This window comes from Nocardioides sp. CPCC 206347, from assembly GCF_048654605.1.
Classification (GTDB): domain Bacteria; phylum Actinomycetota; class Actinomycetes; order Propionibacteriales; family Nocardioidaceae; genus Nocardioides.
In genome coordinates this window covers 799669-821248 of sequence record NZ_JBMCYZ010000001.1, presented here as the reverse complement: position 1 = coordinate 821248, position 21580 = coordinate 799669, and the positions used below count along the sequence as shown (strand labels likewise).

19 protein-coding genes are annotated in these 21580 nt (G+C 70.1%); 9 read left to right on the top strand and 10 right to left on the bottom strand.

Features of this window, described 5'->3' with window-relative positions; all coding sequences use genetic code 11:
* The first annotated feature begins 9 nt into the window (after positions 1 to 9).
* Entirely contained in the window at positions 10 to 1608 is a 1599-nt protein-coding gene (locus ACOACQ_RS03930; protein ID WP_420287642.1) for a proline-rich domain-containing protein, read from the top strand.
* Between the two features lie 15 nt (positions 1609 to 1623).
* On the opposite strand, the gene ACOACQ_RS03925 is transcribed toward ACOACQ_RS03930, so the two are convergent.
* A complete protein-coding gene (locus ACOACQ_RS03925) occupies positions 1624 to 2499 on the bottom strand; it encodes a protein phosphatase 2C domain-containing protein (RefSeq protein WP_378602404.1) in 876 nt (291 codons plus the stop codon).
* Positions 2496 to 3197, bottom strand: coding sequence for a vWA domain-containing protein (locus ACOACQ_RS03920; RefSeq protein WP_378602407.1), 702 nt, complete (start codon positions 3195 to 3197; stop codon positions 2496 to 2498). Before ACOACQ_RS03920 ends, ACOACQ_RS03925 begins: the two co-directional genes overlap by 4 nt.
* A gap of 181 nt (positions 3198 to 3378) precedes the next feature.
* On the opposite strand from ACOACQ_RS03920, the gene ACOACQ_RS03915 reads away from it, so the two are divergent.
* Together ACOACQ_RS03915 and ACOACQ_RS03910 are read left to right on the top strand one after the other, a co-directional pair.
* Positions 3379 to 4707, top strand: a complete 1329-nt coding sequence (locus ACOACQ_RS03915) for a protein kinase domain-containing protein (protein ID WP_378602410.1) — start codon at positions 3379 to 3381, stop codon at positions 4705 to 4707.
* A gap of 10 nt (positions 4708 to 4717) precedes the next feature.
* Complete coding sequence (locus tag ACOACQ_RS03910) at positions 4718 to 6547, top strand: trypsin-like peptidase domain-containing protein (protein ID WP_420287641.1); 1830 nt, start codon at positions 4718 to 4720, stop codon at positions 6545 to 6547.
* A 3-nt stretch (positions 6548 to 6550) separates the two neighbouring features.
* Here ACOACQ_RS03910 and ACOACQ_RS03905 read toward each other — a convergent pair whose 3' ends face one another.
* Complete coding sequence (locus ACOACQ_RS03905; RefSeq protein ID WP_420287640.1) at positions 6551 to 7486, bottom strand: Ku protein; 936 nt, start codon at positions 7484 to 7486, stop codon at positions 6551 to 6553.
* 51 nt (positions 7487 to 7537) lie between these two features.
* Here ACOACQ_RS03905 and lhgO point away from each other — a divergent pair, with 51 nt between their 5' ends.
* The 3 genes from lhgO to ligD (ACOACQ_RS03890) are packed head-to-tail and all read left to right on the top strand — an operon-like array spanning position 7538 to position 10607.
* Positions 7538 to 8737, top strand: a complete 1200-nt coding sequence (lhgO, locus tag ACOACQ_RS03900; protein WP_420287639.1) for an L-2-hydroxyglutarate oxidase — start codon at positions 7538 to 7540, stop codon at positions 8735 to 8737.
* On the top strand, positions 8734 to 9687 hold the full coding sequence (gene ligD / locus ACOACQ_RS03895) for a non-homologous end-joining DNA ligase (protein WP_420287638.1): 954 nt from the start codon (positions 8734 to 8736) through the stop codon (positions 9685 to 9687). The genes lhgO and ligD (ACOACQ_RS03895) overlap by 4 nt, the downstream gene beginning before the upstream one ends.
* Complete coding sequence (ligD, locus tag ACOACQ_RS03890; protein ID WP_420287637.1) at positions 9687 to 10607, top strand: non-homologous end-joining DNA ligase; 921 nt, start codon at positions 9687 to 9689, stop codon at positions 10605 to 10607. The genes ligD (ACOACQ_RS03895) and ligD (ACOACQ_RS03890) overlap by 1 nt, the downstream gene beginning before the upstream one ends.
* A gap of 3 nt (positions 10608 to 10610) precedes the next feature.
* On the opposite strand, the gene ACOACQ_RS03885 is transcribed toward ligD (ACOACQ_RS03890), so the two are convergent.
* The 4 genes from ACOACQ_RS03885 to ACOACQ_RS03870 all read right to left on the bottom strand — a co-directional run bounded on the left by ACOACQ_RS03885 (position 10611) and on the right by ACOACQ_RS03870 (position 12938).
* Positions 10611 to 10985: a hypothetical protein gene (locus tag ACOACQ_RS03885; protein WP_378602432.1), complete on the bottom strand. Its 375-nt coding sequence runs from the start codon at positions 10983 to 10985 to the stop codon at positions 10611 to 10613.
* Between the two features lie 59 nt (positions 10986 to 11044).
* Entirely contained in the window at positions 11045 to 11854 is an 810-nt protein-coding gene (locus ACOACQ_RS03880) for a PP2C family protein-serine/threonine phosphatase (RefSeq protein WP_378602435.1), read from the bottom strand.
* Positions 11855 to 11991: 137 nt separating this feature from the next.
* Positions 11992 to 12219, bottom strand: coding sequence for a DUF3107 domain-containing protein (locus tag ACOACQ_RS03875; protein ID WP_378602438.1), 228 nt, complete (start codon positions 12217 to 12219; stop codon positions 11992 to 11994).
* 59 nt (positions 12220 to 12278) lie between these two features.
* Complete coding sequence (locus ACOACQ_RS03870) at positions 12279 to 12938, bottom strand: TetR/AcrR family transcriptional regulator (protein WP_378602441.1); 660 nt, start codon at positions 12936 to 12938, stop codon at positions 12279 to 12281.
* Between the two features lie 202 nt (positions 12939 to 13140).
* Between ACOACQ_RS03870 and moeZ the strand changes: the two genes are divergently transcribed.
* Positions 13141 to 14349, top strand: coding sequence for an adenylyltransferase/sulfurtransferase MoeZ (gene moeZ, locus ACOACQ_RS03865; RefSeq protein WP_378602444.1), 1209 nt, complete (start codon positions 13141 to 13143; stop codon positions 14347 to 14349).
* Between the two features lie 72 nt (positions 14350 to 14421).
* On the opposite strand, the gene ACOACQ_RS03860 is transcribed toward moeZ, so the two are convergent.
* Entirely contained in the window at positions 14422 to 16692 is a 2271-nt protein-coding gene (locus ACOACQ_RS03860) for an immune inhibitor A domain-containing protein (RefSeq protein WP_378602447.1), read from the bottom strand.
* Between the two features lie 359 nt (positions 16693 to 17051).
* On the opposite strand from ACOACQ_RS03860, the gene ACOACQ_RS03855 reads away from it, so the two are divergent.
* The gene (locus tag ACOACQ_RS03855) at positions 17052 to 17351 is read left to right on the top strand and encodes an MGMT family protein (protein ID WP_378602450.1); all 300 of its coding nucleotides are present in this window, start codon (positions 17052 to 17054) and stop codon (positions 17349 to 17351) included.
* Between the two features lie 6 nt (positions 17352 to 17357).
* Here ACOACQ_RS03855 and tpx read toward each other — a convergent pair whose 3' ends face one another.
* Both tpx and ACOACQ_RS03845 read right to left on the bottom strand, forming a co-directional pair.
* Positions 17358 to 17849, bottom strand: a complete 492-nt coding sequence (gene tpx, locus ACOACQ_RS03850) for a thiol peroxidase (protein ID WP_378602453.1) — start codon at positions 17847 to 17849, stop codon at positions 17358 to 17360.
* Between the two features lie 44 nt (positions 17850 to 17893).
* Positions 17894 to 20488 carry an SCO7613 C-terminal domain-containing membrane protein gene (locus ACOACQ_RS03845; protein WP_420287636.1) on the bottom strand — a complete coding sequence of 865 codons (2595 nt, stop codon included), beginning with the start codon at positions 20486 to 20488 and terminating at the stop codon, positions 17894 to 17896.
* 626 nt (positions 20489 to 21114) lie between these two features.
* Between ACOACQ_RS03845 and ACOACQ_RS03840 the strand changes: the two genes are divergently transcribed.
* Positions 21115 to 21537 carry a cupin domain-containing protein gene (locus ACOACQ_RS03840; RefSeq protein WP_378602462.1) on the top strand — a complete coding sequence of 141 codons (423 nt, stop codon included), beginning with the start codon at positions 21115 to 21117 and terminating at the stop codon, positions 21535 to 21537.
* The last annotated feature ends 43 nt before the right edge of the window (positions 21538 to 21580 follow it).

Here is a 21580-nt window from a genome sequence, read left to right as displayed (position 1 = left end):
GTCAACGGCATGGAACTCCACGAGGCGATCCGGGAACTCGTCACCGCCCACGGCACCTCGATCTTCGCGGACGCGAACGGGTTCCGGGGTGTTCTGGACGACGTCCTCGAGGAGGAGCAGGCCAGCACCGGTGACATCAACCTGCTCGTCGACGCGGTTCGCTTCGATGTCCTGACCCCGCTCACGGCCATGATCGACGGCGGCGCCGACCCGGTCCGCGCGGTCGAGGCGGCCGGTCAGCGGTTGGCCCGCGATCGCGGCGGCGATGACCAGGCCGCGTCCAGCTGGGCCGCGGCCGTCCTCGGGTACGCCGTTGGCAAGGTGCCCGGCGACGTGATCCTGCGCTATCGCTCGCAGCGCCCGCCGTCCTCGCATCTCCAACAGGCTCCGCCGCCCGCGGGTCCGCCGCTGCAATCCCCGCCCGCCCAGCCTTTTCAGTCGCCACCGGGCCAGTCGCCGGCCACCGCCTGGCCGCCCCAGCCGGGCCAGGCGGGCCAGCAGGCCGGCCCGCCGACCGTGCTGCCGGGGTACCAGTCCGCGCCACAGGGAACGCCGTACGGCACCCCGGCGTACGGCGTCGCGGGCGGCTACCCGCCTGCCCCCGGCTTCGGCCAGCCGCCCCGGAAGAAGAAGAGCCACGTCGTTTGGATCGCTGCCGCCGTCGCGGGTGTCGTGGTGGTGGGTGGCGGGATCACGGGCCTCGTCCTCGCCAGCGGCGACGACAAGTCCAGCAAGGGCAACGGCGGCCAGTCGCCGGAGACCTCCGACACCCCGACCGTGGACGTCGACGCCGACGCGCTCGACGAGCGATACAACGCACTGGCCTCCACCATCAGTGCCGGGACGAGTGACTGCGCCGCAGGCACGCCGACGACCGGCCAGGCCGAGGTCATCGACTGCGTCGTCAGCGCCGGCAAGCTGAAGCTGATCACCTACCTCGACGAGGCCTCCCTGACCGCCGCACGCAAGGCTCGGCTGGACTACCGCGCCGGCACGCTGACGGCTGACAACGGCACGACGGCGCTCTACGAGTTCGATCCGGAGCGCGGCGGGAGCTCTGCCCCGGCACTCGTGTACTGGGACACCACTTCCGCGCTGCAGTCGGCGACGATCACGGGCGAGGGCAGCGTCAAGATCGACACCGTGACGACGAACTACAAGGCGACGTCGCCGCGCGTCCCCGAGCCGACGAACCCCCAGCACCCGGTGCTGCGGGACTTCATCAACATCAACATGGATGTCTCGAAGTGCACGCGCCAGCGCACCTTCTTCGTCGGAGAGACGGAGGAGAGCTCGTGCACGGCGGTCGAGGGGATCGTCGTCACGGTCGGGCGCTACACCACCCGCAAGCTGCTGAGCGAGGACCGCAAGTACTACAAGGGGAAGTACGAGGAAGCCGGCACCGGCGGCGGCAAGCAGGGTGGCGGCGGCACCTGGAAGTTCGGCGAAGGCAAGGCCGAGGGCGCCTACTACGCCTATCGCAACAGCGAGGGCGACACGGCCACGCTCTACTGGGACTACAACCTGTCCGACTGCTTCTGCTACGGCGTGGCTTGGAGCTTCGACGGCAACCTGAAGAAGCTCGAGGACTGGTGGCCGAGCGACTGATCGTGAGTCGGGTCGTCAGTCGGGCACCGGGACCGTGTCGGCCAGGTCCGGCCGGCTGATCCCGGCGACGTCGGTGCGCACCATCAGGGCCATCGTGGTGTCGTCACCGCCGATGAGGGCGGGCTCGGCAAGCCATTCGGGGAGCTGTTCGCGGACCCAGACCAGGCCGCGGTTGCGGCTGAAGTCGAGGAGCTGCTCGCCGGTCTGGCGCCACCAACCGTCGGCGTCGACGCGCGAGCGCCCGAACCCGTCGGTGCACAGGAAGATCAGGGCGACGTCGTCGACCCGCACGTCCACGACCGCGACGCGGAGCGCGTCGACCGGCCGCGGCTGGCACAGCGAACTGGTGTGCAGCCCGTCGAGGTCGGGGTCCTCCGGCAACGGCCGCGACGCCTCCCCGGCAGCCGAGACGAGGACGGAGTCGCCGTCCCCGATCTGGAGGAAGACGACCAGGTCACCCACGGCGGCCGTGGCCAGCACGGTGGACCCGTAGGCCCGCAGCGGGTCGGCGCTCGCGCCAAGCGCGTCCTCGGCCGCGGAGTACGGGTGGGCCGCGAGGTGGTGCTCGACCTTGGTCACCCAGCTGTCCACGAGGGCGGCCCCGGCGGCGCTGAGCAGGGCCTCGGCGGCGGTGTGGTCCGCACCGTCGCCGAGCTCGTCGAGGGCGTCCAGCGTGCGCCGCAGCTCCTCGACCGCGCAGAGGACTGCGAGGGCGGAGCCGATGTCGCTGCGGAAGTGCAGCTTGTGGCCGTGCCCGTCGGCGACGGCGATCACGGCGCGGCCGTTCTCGTAGTCACTCCACGTCAGGACGGAGTCCTGGAGCGGCAGCTGATCGCGGACGTGGACCGAACCGATCGTGGTGCCGGACAGCGTCGTCCAGCCGTGCGTCATCCGAGGGTGCTCCAGATCGGGTCACCGATCGGGCTCGGAGGCGCGGCGGTCACACCGGTGCCCGGCCCGACGACCGGACGGGAGGCGACCTTGCTGGCGGCCTTCGAGGCCCAGACGATGTACTCGACCAGTTGCTCGGGGTTGTCGGCACGCAGCAACGGGACGTCCTCGTCCCCGATGAACCGGCGCAGCGAGTGCATGTCGGCGTCGCGGCCGACCCCGAGCGCGAGCCGCACGGCGGTGGCGCCCCATCGGTTGTTCAGCAGGGCCTGCAGGCCCTCGGCGAACGTCACGCCGCTGCTCTGCGTGGGGCGTCCGTCGGAAACGAGGATGATCGCCGGCGGGAAGGCGCTGTTGCTCTCGTCGAGGTGGTCGAGCGCGCCCGCGAGGGTCTGCAGGGCACTGCCCAGCTCGGTGAACCCACGCGGCACGGCCTCGAGGCGCTTCCAGTGGATCTGGTCGACCTGCGTCGGCTCCTCGATGATCCAGTGCGGTTCGTTGGCGAACGCGAGGACCCGGATCAGCAGCTCGGCGTGCGGGTTGGCGCGCGCCTCGTCCTTCAGGTGGGGGAGGACCTCGGTGATCGCGTTGTTGAGCGCCTGGATACGGCCGCCCCGCATCATGGAGCCCGAGACGTCGAGAACGAAGATGAAGTGCAACGGCTTGCGCGCGAGTGCACCGCCGAGTCTGTCGCTCATCGGGGCCCTCCTTCCGATGGGTCGGGGTGTCGGGGTGGGTCGGATCCGCGCTGTCGGGGCGTCTCGACCAACGCTAACGCTGAACCGGTCGGCCGGACTGTGTTTCAACGTCCCCGAATCTGTTGAGGCTATACATTGTCACGCAGGTCGAGCGGAGCTATTACGGAGGTCGGGCACACCCATGGTGCTGGCAGAGGGCGTGGAGGTCGATCTCGGTCCGTTGGGACGCGCCCGGGTGACCTCGTTGCTGGGCCAGGGGGGACAGGGCTACGTCTTCGAGGTACGCCGCGAGACCGGCGAGCCGCTCGCCCTCAAGTGGTACAAGCCCGAGAGCGCGACCTCGCAGCAGTACGACGAGATGCAGCAGCTCGTCGAGATCGGCTCGCCGCACCAGCGATTCCTCTGGCCGCTCAGCATGGCTCGCGTCGGCACGGAGCCGAGCTTCGGCTACGTCATGCACCTGCGGCACCAGCGCTTCCTCGAGCTGAGCTTCCTGCTGCTCAACGCGGACCGCGACGGACAGCCGCTCGACGTCTCCTTCTCCTCGATCATCGAGCTGTGCCGCCAGCTGAGCTACAGCTTCCTGCGCCTGCACGCCCGCGGCCTCTGCTATCGCGACATCTCCTTCGGCAATGTCTTCTTCGACCCGTCCAACGGTGACGTCCTGATCTGCGACAACGACAACGTCGGCATCGACAACGGAACGGGGCGGGTCCTCGGGACGCCGTACTTCATGGCACCGGAGGTCGTGCGCGACACGACGTACCGCACCCTCCCGAACACCGACACCGACCGGCACTCGCTGGCCGTGCTGCTGTTCTACTCGCTCTTCCTCGGTCACCCGCTCGAAGGCGCGCGCACCGACGCCGGCATGCGCGACGCCCACTGGCTGATGACCCACTTCGGGACCGAGCCGCTGTTCTGCATGCATCCGGACCGGACCGAGAACCGGCCGGCGCAGATCGTCCAGCAGTACTGGAACATCTATCCGCAGTTCCTCCGCGACCTGTTCATCCAGGCGTTCGCGGAGGGCCTGGACAACCCGGGTGCCCGGGTCACCGAGGGCCAGTGGATCAAGGCGATGGACCGGCTGCGTGACGGCCTGCTGGCCTGCCCGACCTGCGGAACGACGAACTTCTGGAGCCCGGAGGACGACAGCGTCACCTGCTGGCAGGACCAGACCGAGGTACGGCCGCCGTACATCCTGCAGATCGGGCGCCGCACGGTCGCGGTCGGACCGCAGACCACCATCCGGTCCGACCACCTCACCTCGGGGATCGACCACCCGACGGTGCTCGCCCAGGTGCGCCAGCACCCGGAGGCCCGCGATCGCTGGGGCCTGCACAACGCGTCCGACTTCTCGTGGCCCGTGTCCTACCCGGGTGGCCAGAACTTCCTGCTCGAGCCGGACCGGACGATCGAGCTGGTCAACGGCGCCCGGATCCAGATCCGCAACTCCACCGTTCAGGTGCGTCGACCGAGCGGTTCGACGCCCGGGGCGACCGCATAGGGTGACGGCCATGTCTGCTCTCGTGGTCGAGGTCGACGGACGAGTCCTTCGTCTCGAAGGCAAGCCCGTCTACCGCATCGGTCGGGCCATCGAGGCTGACGTCGTCCTGACCGCCGGATCGGTGTCGCGCCAGCACGCCGAGCTCCAGGCCTCGGAGTTCGGCTGGGTCCTGGTCGACAACGACAGCCAGTTCGGCACCTACGTCGACGACGAGCGAGTCACCGAGTACCCCGTCGAACGCGCGATCTCGGTGCGTTGCGGTCCTCCGGCGGAGGGCGCGAGCCTGAGGATCATCCCGGCCGCACAGTACGACGCCGCGGCCACCCCGGCGGTACCCGCCTCTGTGCCGCCGACGGCTCCGCCGCTGGCCGCACCACCGCCCCCGCCGATGCCCGCGCCCGGACCGCCGTCGCGCATCCCGCCGATGCCGAGCCTGCCCGACGAGCTCACCATGCCGCCGATGTCCTCGGCGCCACCGCCCGACCCTTCGGCGCGATTCGCACCGCCGGGCGCTCGTCCTGCGGGAGCCCCCGGCCTGCCGCCGGCGATCCCGGGCAACGACGCCACCCAGGTCCTGGCGGCTGCGCCGCGCCCGCAGGCCGGACCGCAGGGTTACGCAGGACCGCCCGTCCAGCGCACCGGCCCGGACCTGCTGCTGGTGGCCGAGGGCCGCGAGCACCGCTTCCGCCACCCCGCCCAGATCACCGTCGGTCGCCGCGGCGACTCGACCGTCGTGATCAGTGACCCCGCCTGCTCCCGTGTGCACGGCCGGATCGACCCCTTCCCGGGCGGCTGGGCCTACACCAACCTGTCCAACGAGGGCACCTTCGCCGAGGGCCGCCGGGTCACGACCCGGAGGTTCGACGAGCGGATCAGCATGCGGCTCGGGCACCCGGTGGCCGGCCCCGAGCTCACCCTCGTCCCGATCCTGTCCGCCGCCGAGGAGGAGAAGCGGATCGCCCGCCGGCGGTGGGGCAAGCGCCTGGTGATCGGTGGTGCGGCGGCCGCCGTCCTGCTCCTGATCGCGGGCGTCCTCGGGATCGCCCTGCTGGTCGGGCGCGACGACGACGGTGACAAGACCGCTGACGGAGGGCCGCCGAGCGGCTCCAGCTCGATGGGGGCGTTGACCGGGGAGGAACTCGACGCGGCCAAGGCAGCCACGGTGAAGATCTCGGCGCAGACCCATCTGCTGTCCGATCCGAGCAGCATGGGCGACTACCACGGGTCCGGCTCGATCATCCGCGAGGACGGACTGATCCTCACCAACGCCCACGTCGCCGAGCCCGAGGCCGAGGGCCTCAACGACCAGTACTCCGGTGAGGAGATCGCGAACCCCGAGTTCCTGCTGGTCTCCCTGACCGACGGCATGACGGACACCAACGCCCCGGCCGCCTACCGCGCCCGCGTGGTGGAGGCCGACGGCCACCTCGACGTCGCGGTGATCCAGATCTACGCGAACGCCGACGGCAGCGACCTCGACGGCAAGCTCGAGCTGCCCGCCGTGCCGATCGGCAGCTCCGGCGAGCTGCGGGCGGGCGACGACGTGACCGTCCTGGGCTTCCCGGCCGTCGCCGGTGCCGGCGAGTCGATCACGGTGACCACCGGCGTCATCTCCACCGTGCTCAACGACCCGGACCTCGGGCCGCGCTCGGAGCTCGACACCGACGCGCGCATCGCCCCGGGCAACTCCGGTGGCATGGCGATCAACAACGACGGCGAGCTGATCGGTATCCCGACAGCACTCTTCTCGGACCGCGACACGACCGTCACCAGCGGCCGGATCCGGTCGATCGACGTCGTGAAGGAACTGATCGACCGGGCCGAGGACGAGGTCGACTGACGGTCAGCTGGCCTTCTTCGCAGCAGCCTTCTTCGCGGGGGACTTCTTGGCGGTCGTCTTCTTGGCAGCAGCCTTCTTCGCGGATGTCTTCCTTGCCGGAGCAGCCTTCTTCGCGGTGGTCTTCGCGGGCTCCTTCGCCGGTGTCGTGTCCTCGCCGCGGGAGCTCTTGGCCGCTTCGACCGAGCGCTGCAGGGCGGCCAGCAGGTCGACCACCTCGCCGCCGGTCTTGGCGGACGTCTCGGTGCGCTTGACCTCGCCGCCCTCGATCTTTGCCTTCACCACGGACTCGACGGCTTCGGCGTAGTCGTCCTCGAAGTCGGCCGAGTCGAAGTCACCGGAGAGGGTCTCGATCAGCATCTGAGCCATCTTGACCTCGGCGTCCTTGACCTCGCCCACCTCGACGGAGAAGTCGGGCACGCGGACCTCGTCGGGCCACATCATGGTCTGCAGCACGATCACGTCGCCGTTCGGCGTCGAGCGCACGCGCAGCACTGCGGTCGACGTGCGCTGGCGCAGGGCAACGGTGACGACGGCCATCCGGTTGGAGTCGAGCAGGGCCTGGCGGAGCAGGGCGTACGGCTTGGCGCCGGTGCCCTCAGGCTCGAGGTAGTACGACTTCTCGAAGAGCATCGGGTCGATCTGGTCGACGGGCACGAACTTCTCGACCGCGATCTCCCGGGAGGAGGTCGTCGGCAGGTTGGCCAGGTCGTCCTCGGTGAGGATGACCATCTCCCCGTCCTCGGTCTCGTACCCCTTCGCGATGTCGGAGTAGGGCACCTCCTCGCCGTCGATGGCGCAGACCCGCTGGTACTTGATCCGGCCGCCGTCCTTGGCGTGGACCTGACGGAACGACACGTCATGGCTCTCGGTCGCGCTGTACAGCTTGACCGGCACACTGACGAGGCCGAAGGAGACCGCACCCTTCCAGATCGCACGCATGGGCAGAGCCTACGCCGAAGCACCGACCCGTTCGACTGCAACGATGGAGCCGTGCAGCAGTCCATCGGTGTCGTCGGCGGGGGGATCGTCGGTCTCGCGGTCGCCCGCGAACTGACCCGCCGCCGCCCGGGTCTCCAGGTCCTGGTCCTCGAGAAGGAGGACCGCGTCGGCGCCCACCAGACCGGCCACAACTCCGGGGTCGTGCATGCCGGCATCTACTACCGTCCGGGCAGCCTCAAGGCCGACCTGTGCACGCGGGGGCGGGACCTCCTGCGGGAGTACTGCGCCGAGCACCGGCTGCCGTACGTCGAGTGCGGCAAGGTCGTGGTCGCCGTCGACGCCGCTGAACTGGGCAGGTTGGACGCGCTCGAGCGCACCGCCCGGGAAAACGGCGTGCCCGGCCTCCGTCGGCTCGACGCTGCCGGTCTCGCCGGGATCGAGCCGCACGCCGCCGGTCTCGCGGCCCTGCACTCGCCCCGCACCGCGATCACCGACTACGTCGCCGTCGCCGAACAGCTCGCCCGCGACGTCGAGGGGGCGGGTGGCCGGGTGCTGGTCGCGAGCGAGGTCACCGGGATCAGCCAGCGCGGCGGCCGGGTCACGCTCACCACCGGCCGGACGTCGTACGACGTCGACCAGGTGGTGCTCTGTGGCGGACTCCAGTCCGACCGGCTGGGCCGGCTGGCCGGGCAGAAGGCGGAGCCCCGGATCATTCCGTTCCGCGGGGAGTACCTCGCCGTGTCGGCAGCCAAGCAGGATCTCGTGCGGGGCATGGTCTACCCGGTCCCCGACCCGCGCTACCCGTTCCTCGGCGTGCACTTCACCCGCCGGGTGACCGGGGTGCTCGAGGTGGGCCCGAATGCGGTGATGGCCCCGCATCGCGACGCCTATCGTCGTTCGTCGGTGCGGCTCGCCGACGTGGCCAGCGTCGCCACGTGGCCGGGCTTCTGGCGGATGGCGGCCACGCACTGGCGGACCGGCGCGAAGGAGGTGCGTGGCTCCCTGTCCGTGCGTGCCTACCTGCGCGCCGCTGAGCGCTACGTCCCCGCCATCGGGCCGGACGACGTGGTGCGTGCCGGCTTCGGGATCCGCGCCCAGGCCGTCGATCGCGACGGCACCCTGGTCGACGACTTCCGGATCACGCACCGCGACGGTGTCACCAGCGTGCGCAACGCGCCGTCGCCCGCCGCGACGTCGAGCCTGGCCATTGCCGAGTACGTCGTCGACCGGATCCCCACCACGGCACAATGACCGATGTGCTGCTTCCCATGCTCGCCACGCCGGGCACCCACGTGCCCCCGGGGGAGGACTGGCGCCACGAGGTGAAGTGGGACGGGGTGCGGGCGCTGGCCACGATCGACGGTGACGTGACGCTGGTCAGCCGCAACGGGAACCGGATCACGACCGCATGGCCCGAGCTCGTCACCGCTCCGACCGGGCTGGCCGACACGGTCGTCGACGGCGAGATCATCGCGCTCAACGACCGCGGCATCCCTGACTTCCGGGTGCTCGCGGAGCGGATGCACGTCCGCAACACCGCCACCGTGGCCCGCCTGGCGCAACGGATCCCGGCGACCTACATGGTCTTCGACGTGCTGCGCCTGCGGGGGAAGGACCTCACCGGGCTCCCGCTCGAGGAGCGCCGTCGCCTGCTCGGCGACCTCGACCTCAGTGCCTCCGGCTGGCAGGTCCCGCAGGAGTACGACGATGGCGCGATGCTGTTCGAAGCCACCCGCGCCCAGGGGCTCGAGGGGATCGTCAGCAAACGGATCGACTCCACCTACCGGCCCGGTGAGCGCAGCCACCACTGGCTGAAGTTCGCGCACCGGCACCGTGGCACCTTCGTGGTCGGGGGATGGCGTCCCCAGACCGGTTCGAGCGACCGGCTCGCGGCCGTCCTGGTCGGCGAGGTCACGCCGGACGGACTGCTCTACCGCGGCCGGGTCGGCAGTGGGATCGGTCCGAAGCAGTCCCGGTCGCTGACCGATGCCCTCGCGTTACTGGGCCGGGCCGAGAGTCCGTTCGCCGACGAGGTGCCGCGGGCCGACGCCGAGGGCACGTCCTGGGTCGACCCTGTCGTGGTGGTCGACGTGGACACGCACGGGCTCGGCTACGAACGGCTGCGCCAGCCGTCGTACCAGGGGATCCGTTCCGACGTCACGGTGGACGACCTGGCCCGACCTGACGCGGGAGGGCACTGATGCCGAAGAAGGCCGATCACCAGCAGACCGAGGTGCACGTGGACGTCGAGGGCCGCACGCTACGGCTGACGAACCTCGAGAAGGTGCTGTATCCCGCCACGGGCACCACGAAGGGCGAGGTGCTCGACTACTACGCACGGATCGCGCCGGTGCTGCTGCCGCACCTGGCCGGACGGCCGGTGACCCGGATCCGCTGGCCGCACGGCGTCGGTGACATGAGCTTCTTCGAGAAGAACGCGCCGGCCGGGACACCGAGCTGGGTGCGGACCGCCGAGGTGCCGACGACCGGCAGCCGCGGGCCGAGCCGGAACGGGGACACCTTGCGGTTCCCGATCATCGAGGATCTCCCGACCCTGATCTGGGCGGTCCAGCTCGCCGCCCTCGAGCTGCACGTTCACCAGTGGACGGTCGATGACAAGGACGAGCCGCTCGGCGCGGACCGGGTCGTGATCGACCTGGACCCGGGGGAGGGTGCCGGTCTGCACGAGTGCTGCCAGGTGGCCCTGCTGGCCCGGGACGCCCTCGCCGAGCGCGGCCTCGAAGCACTGCCGGTGACGAGCGGCAGCAAGGGCCTGCACCTCTATGCGCGGCTGCCCGAGCGCCGGCCGTCCGACGAGACGAGCGAGCTGGCGAAGGAGATCGCCGAGGAGCTCCAGGCCGCGCATCCGCAGCAGGTCACCGCCACCATGACCAAGGCCCGCCGTCGCGACAAGGTCTTCCTCGACTGGTCGCAGAACGCCGGCTCCAAGACGACCGTGGCGCCGTACTCGCTGCGCGGTACGCCGCGGCCCCAGGTCGCGACGCCGATCACCTGGGACGAGGTCGACGAGGGAGCCGAGGACCCGTTGGGCCTCGAGCAGTTCACGCCCGCCCAGGTGCTGGAGCGCGTCGACGAGTACGGCGACCTCTTCGCGCCGTGAGCCTCACGGGTCGTTGCGTCGCCGCATGGCGTAGACGTCGAACTCGGTGACCACACCCGCCGGGTCGCCGCTCGACCCGACGGCGCTGGCCAGGTCGTGGGGCGAGGTGGCGTGGTCGGCCTCGTCGAGGGTGGCGTCGATGAGCAGCTGGATCTCGGACGTCGGGTGGTCCACGCGCAGGGCCGTGGGCTCGATCCGCCAGCCGTGGCGGCCCAGGTCGTTGAACAGGCCCATCAGCGTGGTGTTCTTCTCCGCGGCGATGCCTTCGAAGCCGTCCGCGGCCTCGATCAGGTAGACCGGGCGGGTCACCGCGAGCGTGGCGGCGTCGTACAGCGGCACCCACAGGCGCGCGTACTCGTAGCTCCGCGATCCACTCACCCAGCCAGTGTAGGACTCGTGGGACGAGGTGCGCCGGAATCTTTCGACGGGCTGCCCGGTCAGGCAGAACGCAGCGGACGTACGGCGGCCGGGTCGACCACGTTCGCGAGGTCGAGGGTGGCACCGAACACCAGGCCGCTGCCGGTCACGGCAGGGGCGTCGACCACGTCGGCCACGACGACCGTGACGTTGTCGCGGCTGCCGCTGTCGAGAGCCGCGCGGACCAGGCGTTCGACCGCCATGCTGCGCGACTCCATGCCCAGGAGCATCTGGATCGCGGCGGGGGACAGGACGTCGCTCAGGCCGTCGCTGCACAACAGCAACCGGTCCCCGGGCAGCAGCTCGATCAGCCGCACGTCGGGCTCGGGTGTGTGCTCGCCGTCGACGGCCTGCAGCACGACGTGCTTGTACGGCGACGCCGCGGCCTGCTCGAGGGTGATCCGCCCGGCGTCGACCATCGCCTGCACCATGGTCTGGTCGTGGCTCAGCTGGGTCAGGGCCCCGTCGCGCACCAGGTAGGCCCGGGAGTCGCCGACCTGGGCCAGTGCCGTCTCGACACCGTTGGTCAGGATGGCGGTCAGCGTGGTGGCCATGCCGACCCGGCGTGGGTCGGCGGCGACGCCGGCGACGAGCTGGTCGTGCGCTTCATGGGTGGCGGCGGTCAGCAGCCGGACCGGGTCGACGCCCGGGTGGGCGAGCGCTCGCGCGCTGACGACGTACGACGTCGTGGCGGAGGCGATCTCGCCGGCGGCCGCGCCACCGACACCGTCGGCGACGCACAGCAGGTAGGGCCCGGCGAACCCGGCGTCCTCGTTGTTGTCGCGGACGAGCCCGACGTCGCTGTGCGCTGCGAAGCGGAACTGGAGCACCGCACTCACCTCCCAGGAACCGGTCGCCGTCGACCCTGTGTCGATGGTGCCCGATCAACCTGTGAAACGTCTGTAGGTGCCCTCGGAGTTCCGCGGAGCAGCGGTCAATCAGGAGCGGGTGAGCTCCGGAGCCTCGCTCAGGAGCGGAAGCCGACCTGACCCGCGACGCTGCGTCCGATCTCGACGTACGCGAGCTTGGCGACCGGAACCACGGTCACCTTGCCCTTGGTGTCGGTCAGCCTGAGGACGCCGTCGGACGACAGCGCCTCGCTGACGAGTGCCTCGACGCCCTCGTTGGTCTCGTCGGTCTCGATGACGAGCTCCCGCGCGGTGTTCTGCACACCGATCTTGACCTCGACGGTCATGGTTGTTCTCCTCGTTCGTGGGGACGGTCGAGGATCCCGACCGTCTCGTTCCAGCCTAGTCAGGCGTCGGAATGCTCATCTGTCCGCGGGTACCCGCGGATGCCGCGCCAGGCCAGGCCGGACACCAGGGCAACGGCCTGGTCGCGGGGCAACCCGGTCAGGCCGCGTTCGGTGTCGGTCAGCCAGAACCGCGCGCTGACCTGCGCCATTCCCACCAGGGACACCGAGAGCAGGCGCGATGCGTCCGGAGGCAGTCCGGTGTCGTCCTGGATCACGGAGGTGATCAGGTCGGCACACTCGGTGGTGACGCGGTCGATGTGGTCGCGGACCGCGGGCTCGTTGGTCAGGTCGGACTCGAAGACCAGCCGGAAGGCGCCGGTGTCGTGCGCGACGTAGTCGTAGAAGGCGTCCATCGCAGCGGCCACGCGCTGCTTGTTGTCCTGTGTCGACTCCAGTGCGCGGCGGCAGCTGGCGATCATCGCGTCGCAGGCGGCGTCGAGGATCGCGAGGTACAGCTCGAGCTTGCCGGGGAAGTGCTGGTAGAGCACCGGCTTCGAGACGCCGGCGCGCTCGGCGATGTCGTCCATCGCAGCGGAGTGATAGCCCTGGGCGACGAAGACGTCGAGGGCAGCGGCCAGCAGCTGCGCGCGTCGTTCGCGGCGGGGAAGTCGAACGCCGCGGGGCCGCCTGTCGTCCAGGTCGAACTGCTCGGTCACCACAGCCAGAAGCCTACTCGTTGGTAGGCGAGGCCCGTCGGACGCCCGGCACCCGGCCGGCACGTCCCGTCGTCCGGGTCCGGATGACGGGACGTGGTGTCCACTCCTTGGTCGGGGAAGGGACCATGGAAGGGTCGAGGGAACAGCCGGGCACCTGCACGGCGTTGTCCCTGGACTGACCCCCATCGTTTCCGAGGAGTACGACGTGAGCTTTCCCGCGCTGGTGGAGCCGGCCGCCGAGCTGACCATCGACGAGGTCCGCCGCTACAGCCGTCACCTGATCATCCCCGACGTGGCGATGGACGGACAGAAGCGGCTCAAGAACGCGAAGGTCCTCGTGATCGGCGCGGGCGGCCTCGGCAGCCCGGCGCTGCTGTACCTCGCCGCGGCCGGTGTCGGCACGCTCGGCATCGCCGAGTTCGACGAGGTCGACGAGTCCAACCTGCAGCGCCAGGTCATCCACGGGATGAGCGACATCGGCCGGCCGAAGGGCCTCTCCGCGAAGGAGTCGATCGCCGAGATCAACCCGCTGATCAACGTGATCCTCCACGAGGAGCGCCTCGACAACGACAACGTCATGGACGTGTTCAAGGGCTACGACCTCATCGTCGACGGCACGGACAACTTCGCGACGCGCTACATGGTCAACGACGCGGCGTACTTCCTCGGGATCCCCTACGTCTGGGGCTCGATCTACCGCTTCGACGGCCAGGCCTCGGTCTTCGCGCCCACGATGGCCGACGACGCCCCCTGCTACCGCTGCCTGTACCCCGAGCCCCCGCCGCCGGGCATGGTCCCGTCCTGCGCCGAGGGCGGCGTGCTCGGTGTCCTGTGCGCCTCGATCGGCTCGATCCAGGTCAACGAGGCCATCAAGCTGCTCATCGGTGCGGGTGACCCCGCCATCGGCAAGCTGGTCATCTACGACGCCCTCGAGCTCGAGTGGCGCAAGCTGAAGGTCCGCAAGGACCCCAACTGCGCACTGTGCGGGGAGAACCCGACCGTCACCGGCCTGATCGACTACGACGCCTTCTGCGGCGCGATCTCGGAGGAGGCGGCCGACGCCGCCGTCGACGCGACGATCAGCGTCACCCAGCTCGCCTCCATGATCAAGGAGCGCGAGGAGGGTTCGCGCGACTTCGTCCTGATCGACGTCCGTGAGCCGGCCGAGGCCGAGATCAACCACATCCCCGGTGCGGTCCTGATCCCGAAGGGCGACTTCCTCAACGGGACGGCGCTCGCGCAGCTGCCGCCGGTCGACTCCGGCAAGCAGATCGTCATGCACTGCAAGACGGGCGTCCGCTCGGCCGAGACCCTGGCGATCGTCAAGGGTGCCGGCTACGACGACGCCGTCCACGTCGGCGGCGGCGTGGTGGCCTGGGTCAACCAGATCGACCCGAGCCAGCCGACGTACTGAGTCTCGATCACCGAAGCAGACAGGCCCCGCGATCCGTGAGGATCGCGGGGCCTGTTGCGTCCCCGGCTCAGGTCACGGGTTGGTGACCTGGACCTGGATGGTGCCGTCGGCGTTCTCGGCGGTGACCGTGGCGGTCACCCCGACCCCGGCGACCTTCACGGAGTTCTGCTCGTTGGCAGCGCTCCAGTAGGCCTGGGGGTTGGTGTCGTTGAACGTCGGGACACCGGCGACGGACGGAGCACACGCGGCGAGCGTGTCGTGTCCGCCGGCGGTCGCCACCTGCTTGTGCAGGCAGACCTCGTCGGTCGCCGAGATGCCGAAGGTGGCATCGAACGGCTCGCGGCGGTTCGAGGGGCTGGACCCGTCCGGGTACGTCAGCGAGTCCGGTCGTACGTCGACCGGAAGGGCGTAGCCCCCGCCCGGGTGGGCGCTCGTGTTGTTGTCGGCGTACGCCAGGTCGACGAGCCAGACGAGCATGCCGTTCTGGTAGGCGAAGTGCTCCACCCAGTCCGGTCGCGTGACGCCCTCGGAGAAGTTGTACGGCCCCACCTGGAGGGTGCTGTCGTACCCGACGTACTGCCGGTTCTCGATGAGGTAGTAGCGCGGGGTCGTCTTGGTCTCGGTGCCGGTCGAGGCGGTGAAGCCCTTGACGGTCCAGCCGTTGGCGCCCTTCTCTGCCCCGTCGGTGATCGGCTGGCCGTAGCCCTTGATCACGATGTTGTCGATGAAGGCGCCGGCTTCGTTGTAACCGCCGTCGGTGGCATAGCGCAGCCGGAACAGCGAGGCCTTCTTCTTCTTCTTGTCCAGGGTGTAGCGCCAGCTGTGCCTGGTCCAGTCGGCGGTCCCGTCGATGGCCTCGAGCTGCTTCCACGTGGTGCCACCGTCGACGGAGTATTCCGCGTAGAGGAAGTCGTAGTCGGGCTCGATCTGGTTCCAGATGTCGGCAGTGACCAGGACCGACGTCGAGGGCGGGACCTGACGCGTCAGGGTCGCGACCAGGTTGTCGCCACGGCCGGAGTACCACGAGTACTTCCCCTGACGGGCCTTCGTGTAGACGTTCGTCGTGGTCTTGTCGGGCAGGTTGACCTTGATGGCCTGGTCCTGTCCGACGGCCGTCTCCTGCGACGGGGACAGCGTGAAGCTGCCGTTCTGGCCGGGGTTCACCTCGGTGTAGTCGAGCCAGCCGAGGTAGTACTTCTCCTCCGGGCCCATCAGCCCGGGCGTGGTGCCGATCGACTCCTGGCCGTGGTTCAGCCACGAGCCCGAGGACATCAGCGTCCAGAATCCGGTGCCGTTGTCGCCGCCCGCGGTGTCGTAGAAGTCGGGAAGCTCCAGGTCGTGGCCGTACTCGTGCGCGAAGACACCGAGCCCGCCGTTCTCCGGCTCGACGGTGTAGTCGCCGATGAAGTACTTCGAGTCACCGACCTGGGCGCCGCCGTACAGGTTCTGGCTGGTGCCGACGGTCGGGCCGGTCTGGCCGTAGAGGTTGCCGTTGACGTACCAGCGGTGCGACCAGATGGCGTCGTCGCCGGCACCGGCCTCCTCGCCACCGCCCGCGTGGACGGCCTGGAAGTGGTCGATGTAGCCGTCGGCCTCGTTGAAGTCGCCGTCACCGTCGAAGTCGTAGCGGTCCCACACGTCGAACTGTGCGAGGTAGGCGTCGATCTCGGCAGGCGTCTTGCCGGCAGCGACCTGCGCGGCGTACCAGGCGTCAGCGGTGTCGGCGATGAAGGCCCACGAGCCGCCGGTGTCCTCGACCGCGTTGTCGCCGTACGTCGAGGCGTTGCCGGGAACGGTCACCCAGTCCTCGGTCGTGACGCTGACGTCGTAGCGGCCGCTGGAGACCTCCTTGTAGTAGTTCCTGAAGGACTCGCCGTCGCCGTTGAACATCTCGTCGTAGTGCGCCTTGTTGAAGTCCGGCGTCCACTCCGTGGAGTTGTCGACCGCGCGGTCCGGCTCCGCGATCTCGTTGTGCAGCGGACCCGGGTCGGTGCCCTGGGCCGGCACGTTGGCCGTGCCGAACTGGCCGAGCAGGGTGAGGATCTTGTCGCTCCTCTCGACCGGGAACTCGACGTACTCACCGGTGGCGAGCTTCACGGTCGCGCCGCCGTCGGCCCGCTGCTGGAGACGAGCGTTGCCGTTCTCCACCAGCTCGAGCGCCTTGCGCATCTCGCGACGCTGCTCGTGGGTCTTGGGACCCGGCCGATCGTGCTTCTTGGCGTGTGCCGGGCGCTGCTTCGCAGGGCCGTCGACAGGGGTGTCGGCCTGAGCCGGTTGCAACATCGCGCCACCCAGGGCGATGGTTGCGGCGCCGGCGAGCAAGCCGGATGCCAGTTTCTTCACAGATGCCTCCGAGAAATAATGGTGAGAGGGCACCGAAAAGTCGTGGAAGACGGAACGTCGCCCGAGACCTGCAGATTTTCGGCGTCCGTCGGTACCTCACACGTAAATCACTGTCGGACGCAATAGTTGGGCGAAAATTTGCGCAAGGTGTTACGAGGCAGCTTGCAACCCTCGAACCCCACAAGTCCCGCGCGTAACCCCGGACCCGCTGTTCTCGTTGGTCAGGGCATCGTGGTCCTGGTGTTGCGGACCACCGCGAATCGGTCAAAGCGTTCACCGCACCGAGGGAGCAACTGAGAGCCCCGTCCTCACGGATGGGGCTCTCGGCGTCCGTACCGCCGACGGGGTTAGATGGGCCCGTGGACGAGGGGTACGTCGAAGTGTTGCTCGACCTGGTCGAGCGGATCCCGCCCGGTCGGGTGACGACGTACGGTGCGCTGGCGGCCGTGGCTGGAGGAGGTCCGCGGCAGGTCGGATCCGTGATGGCGAGGTACGGCGGCCCGGTGCCGTGGTGGCGGGTGGTGCGTGCCGATGGCACGCTCCCGCCGAGCCACGACGACCGGGCCCGTGCGCACTACCTCGACGAGGACACGCCGCTGAAGGTCAGCGGCGGCCTCGACATGCCGCGGGCGTTCTGGGATCCCGCGACGGAGGACTGACCTGGGTCAGCTGAGCGCCGCGATGGCGGCGTCGTAGTTCGGCTCGGTCGCGATCTCCGGGACGAGCTCGGTGTACAGGACCGAACCGTCCGCGTCGACGACCACGACGGAGCGGGCGAGCAGGCCCTCGAACTTGCCGTCGACCAGCTTCACGCCGTAGTCGTCACCGAACGAGGTGCGGAAGCCCGAGCCGACCTGGACGTTCTCGATGCCCTCGGCGCCGCAGAAGCGGGCCTGGGCGAACGGGAGGTCCTGGGACACGTTGATGACCGTGGTGTTCTCGAGACCGGCCGCGAGCTCGTTGAACTTGCGGACGCTCGCGGCACAGATCCCGGTGTCGATGCTCGGGAAGATGTTGAGCACCGCGCGGGAACCCTCGGGGAGGGCGACGTCGCTGAAGTCGGAACCGACGAGCGAGAAGGACGGGGCGGGGGCGCCGACGGCGGGAAGTTCGCCGACGGTCGAGACGGGGTTGCCGCCGAGTGCAGTGGTAGCCATGCCCTTTGTCTAGCAGGTCAGTAGTCGACGGCCACCGGCGAGGGTCACCGGAGACGGCCGAGGTAGCCGACGACCTTGCGCACCTCGAGCAGCTGGCGTTCCCAGGTGATGCCCACGACCGTCAGCAGGACGCCGGCGAAACCGATCCACACCCACTTCGGGAACTCCCCGGGGTAGGCGCCGATCTCGCGGAACACGATGATCGCGCCGACGGTGGCGCCGACCAGGAGCGGCGCGCTCCAGCGCAGCGAGGCGCCGGCGATGGTGAGCGCCAGGCACACGCCGCCGAGGAGCAGGGCCCGGAGCGAGACCGGGTCCCCGATGACCCACAGGAGCGACGGGATCGTGCCGAGCAGCAGGCCGGGCAGCAGGGCCTCCGCAGTGCCGACGGTGTCCGACTTCTGCATCCGCCAGAGACCGAAGGCGAGCAGGGCCACGGCCAGCGGGAGCGTGTAGGCCTCGGGTGCCTCCACCTCGAGGTCGGCCAGCCGCACCCACGTGGCGAGCAGCAGCAGCGCTGCACCGATCCAGGCGCCGAAGCGGCGCGACTCGTGGATCAGGGCGCTCGCGCAGAACACGAACCCGGCGACGGTCAGCCACAGCGCGGTGTACCCGCCCGCGTCGGTGGTTTCGGCGCCCGAGATCGGGAACGTGATCAGCGCGACCGCGACGGCCGGCAGCTCGATCTCGATGCGGGGCCGTCCGAGGGCGAGAAGACCGACGGCGAGGAGCACCGGGATCGCCACCCAGGCGGCGTCACCCCCGAAGGCGTAGACGGAGGCGCTGGTCGCGAGGCCGAGGAACGGCGCGGCCGAGAGGGCGCCGCTCATCCGGACGGCCTCCGTGCCGCGCAGCGCGAGGACGACGGCGGATGCGGTGGCCAGTCCGGCAACGATGGCGGTCATCGGGGCGCTCGGGACGGCCGCGATCGAAGCGGCACCTGCGGTGAACGTGGCGGCGACGCCGAGGCCGGCAGCCCGGCCTCCGGTGGTCATCAGCGCGGCGGCCGCGGCGCCGAGTGCCACGAGGGTGAGCACGGCGACGGGCAGGGCCAGCGTGACGTCGTACGACGCCAGGGTCGCGGCGGCACCGATGCCGGCCGCGATCGCGGCGACCTGGGCCCAGATGGCCAGGTGGTCGCGGCGGCGGGCCGAGACGAGCAGCGCGATGAAGGCGATCGGCACGAGCAGCGACGGCACCAGGAGCAGCGGCTCGGTGACCGGGTTCTCGCCGCCGATGGTGAGGTCGAAGCGACGCTCGAAGCCGGTGGAGAGGTCGGCCCAGCGGGCGAAGGCAACCACCACGGTGACCAGTGAGAAGCCGGCGAGGATGGCGCTGCCCACCGCCGACGGCGCGATGGCAATGGTGCGGAAGGACCGGGGAAGCAGGCCGAGGACCAGGACCCAGGCCGCGGTGACGGCGACGGCCACCAGACCGACGGTCGTGGTGTCGGTGTCGACGCTCGGGAGGGTCACGACGACCGTCACCACCATGGCGGCGAAGCTGGCGCCGGCGAGGAGGAGCCCGCGGTTGCGGACAACCAGGCCGGGGACGAGCAGCACAGCGGCGGAGACGAGCAGCGACCAGCCGGAGCCGTCGATCCACAACTGGTGGAGATCGGGTTCGGTCAAGGAATCGGTGAGTGCCAGGCCGCTGGCGCCGAGCCAGGCGAAGGAGCCGGCAACGGCCTGGCTCCAGGCGAGCACGGGCAGGTCCTGCGAACGGGCGAGAAGGATCGCGCCGATGGCGAGCGCCGTGAACACGTGGCCGACGAGGAGCTGGTGGTCGGTGACGTCGAGGGTGCCGAAGTAGGCGACCGCCGTACCGATGCCGGCGATCACCTGGGGAGCGACAAGCCGCGGCTCGCCACCGACGCGGACGAGTCCGAGCACGATGCCGGCCACCGCGACGACCAGTCCGGCGACACAGGCCGTGACCCCGTCACCACCGTCGCCGAGCCAGCCGGATGCACCGGCCCCGAACACGTCGAGGGCCAGCAGGCCCAGTGCGACGACGATCAGTGACTCGCCCGCGATGCGGAGCCCTGCGCGGTGCAGGAGCAGGGCCGAGGTGCCGGCCGTCAGGGTCAGGCCGGCGAGGACCGCGGTGCGGCCGCCGACGCCCAGCGCCGACCACGAGACGGCCAGGAAGATGACGGACGCGACGAGCAGGCAGAACGCACCGAGGCCGAGCAGGATCTTCGGGACGGACGCGGACGCGACGCCGCGGCGTTCCGGGGCGGGCGCCATCGCAGCGCCCGGGTAGGGCGGCAGCGGCGGGGCGGGCGGACCCGCCGGCCGGGGCGGGGGCGGTACGGCGCGCTTCTGCGCCGGGGCGGCGCCCGGGGGGACCAGCGGGCCGCCGAGCGGCGCCGCGGTCGCGGCGGCCGGGGCAGCCGCGGGAGCCGGGGCGGCCGGCTGGCCGTGGAACGCGGTGCTCGCCGTGCGCAGCTCCACCACCAGCTCGTCGGCGCGACGCAGCGTGCGGAACAGGTCGACGGCGAGGGGGTGCCGGACGAGCAGCTGGCACGTGGGGCAGACCGGAACTCCTGTGGGCAGGGGTGACCGGCAGTCGGGGCACAGGGCGGGATCGGCGTAGCGCATGGATCCATTCAGCCAGACGAGCCTCCAGGCAGGCATGACCGCACGACTCATTCGCACTGAGTCGTCGTACTCATTCCTCCACAGGCATACCGCTGGTCTGGGGAGGAACGCGGTGTTTCTGTGGAGGGCGCCGGGCGTGTCTGTGGACGACACGCCGACAACCGGTGGAGGACGAAAAACATTGGTGAAACCGCGAGGAAACCCCTTGCCAAGCTTGTCTGGACCGGCGTAGAACTTCTCCCACGCACTCCTCCGGGAGAGCGGGATCGCCGGAAGGCAAAGATCCAAACGGCCCTACCGGAACCCTTCGGGGTGAAGGTGAGGCGGCCCCTCACGGGGACGCTGGCCGCACGAGCCGGGTGACGAGGCGAGTGGGATCGGATGCAGAAGGAGATCGATCGGGAGCGTCACCAGTACCGATCAACCGAAGGGCCCTTGTGACTCATACTCACGAGGGCCCTTCACCTTTTTCTTGCCTGTGCGTGTGCGAGGCGTCGGGCCCTGAGGTGGTCCCTCGCTGGCTTAGGAGCGGGTCCCCGTCGCCGGCGTCGACCTTTGTTGCACGCCCTGCGGTTTGGCGGATTGACGCCGACGACGGCGACCCGAAGCGCCCTCGAGGGACCACCTCGATACCCGACGCCTCGCCCGGCAGACTTGTCTCCATGGATCGCCCTGCGCTTGCTGTCCTGCACGACCTGGAGCCGCACCCGGAGGGTGGGTGGTACCGGCAGACGTGGGTGTCGCCGGAGATGGTGACGTTGCCCGACGGGCGGGTGCGGCCGACGGCGACGCTGATCTACTTCCTGCTGCCGGCGGGGGAGTCGTCGGCCTGGCACCGGGTGGCCTCCGACGAGATCTGGCTCGCACACGAGGGAGTGGTCACGGTCGAGCTCGGTGGGGACGGGGCGGTGCCGGATGCTGGGCCGGATGTGAGGGGCGGGTCGCGCCTGGTGGTCGGGGCCGACGTACCGCAGGGGTTGGTGCCGGCGGGGGTGTGGCAGCGGACCCTGCCGTCGGATGCCGACGCGCTGGTGAGCTGCCTGGTGTCGCCCGGGTTCGACTTCGCGGACTTCGAACTGGTGTGACGCCGCTCGGGGATGTGTCGGGCCGGGATGGTTGAGTGACGCC

Bases quoted from the DNA above. Each gene is read 5' to 3' on its own strand.
- ACOACQ_RS03930 (WP_420287642.1), top strand. From the start codon at position 10: ATGGAACTCCACGAGGCGATCCGGGAACTCGTCACCGCCCACGGCACC.
- ACOACQ_RS03925 (WP_378602404.1), bottom strand. From the start codon at position 2,499: ATGACGCACGGCTGGACGACGCTGTCCGGCACCACGATCGGTTCGGTC.
- ACOACQ_RS03920 (WP_378602407.1), bottom strand. From the start codon at position 3,197: ATGAGCGACAGACTCGGCGGTGCACTCGCGCGCAAGCCGTTGCACTTC.
- ACOACQ_RS03915 (WP_378602410.1), top strand. From the start codon at position 3,379: ATGGTGCTGGCAGAGGGCGTGGAGGTCGATCTCGGTCCGTTGGGACGC.
- ACOACQ_RS03910 (WP_420287641.1), top strand. From the start codon at position 4,718: ATGTCTGCTCTCGTGGTCGAGGTCGACGGACGAGTCCTTCGTCTCGAA.
- ACOACQ_RS03905 (WP_420287640.1), bottom strand. From the start codon at position 7,486: ATGCGTGCGATCTGGAAGGGTGCGGTCTCCTTCGGCCTCGTCAGTGTG.
- ligD (WP_420287638.1), top strand. From the start codon at position 8,734: ATGACCGATGTGCTGCTTCCCATGCTCGCCACGCCGGGCACCCACGTG.
- ligD (WP_420287637.1), top strand. From the start codon at position 9,687: ATGCCGAAGAAGGCCGATCACCAGCAGACCGAGGTGCACGTGGACGTC.
- ACOACQ_RS03875 (WP_378602438.1), bottom strand. From the start codon at position 12,219: ATGACCGTCGAGGTCAAGATCGGTGTGCAGAACACCGCGCGGGAGCTC.
- tpx (WP_378602453.1), bottom strand. From the start codon at position 17,849: ATGGCTACCACTGCACTCGGCGGCAACCCCGTCTCGACCGTCGGCGAA.
- ACOACQ_RS03845 (WP_420287636.1), bottom strand. From the start codon at position 20,488: ATGCCTGCCTGGAGGCTCGTCTGGCTGAATGGATCCATGCGCTACGCC.
- ACOACQ_RS03840 (WP_378602462.1), top strand. From the start codon at position 21,115: ATGGATCGCCCTGCGCTTGCTGTCCTGCACGACCTGGAGCCGCACCCG.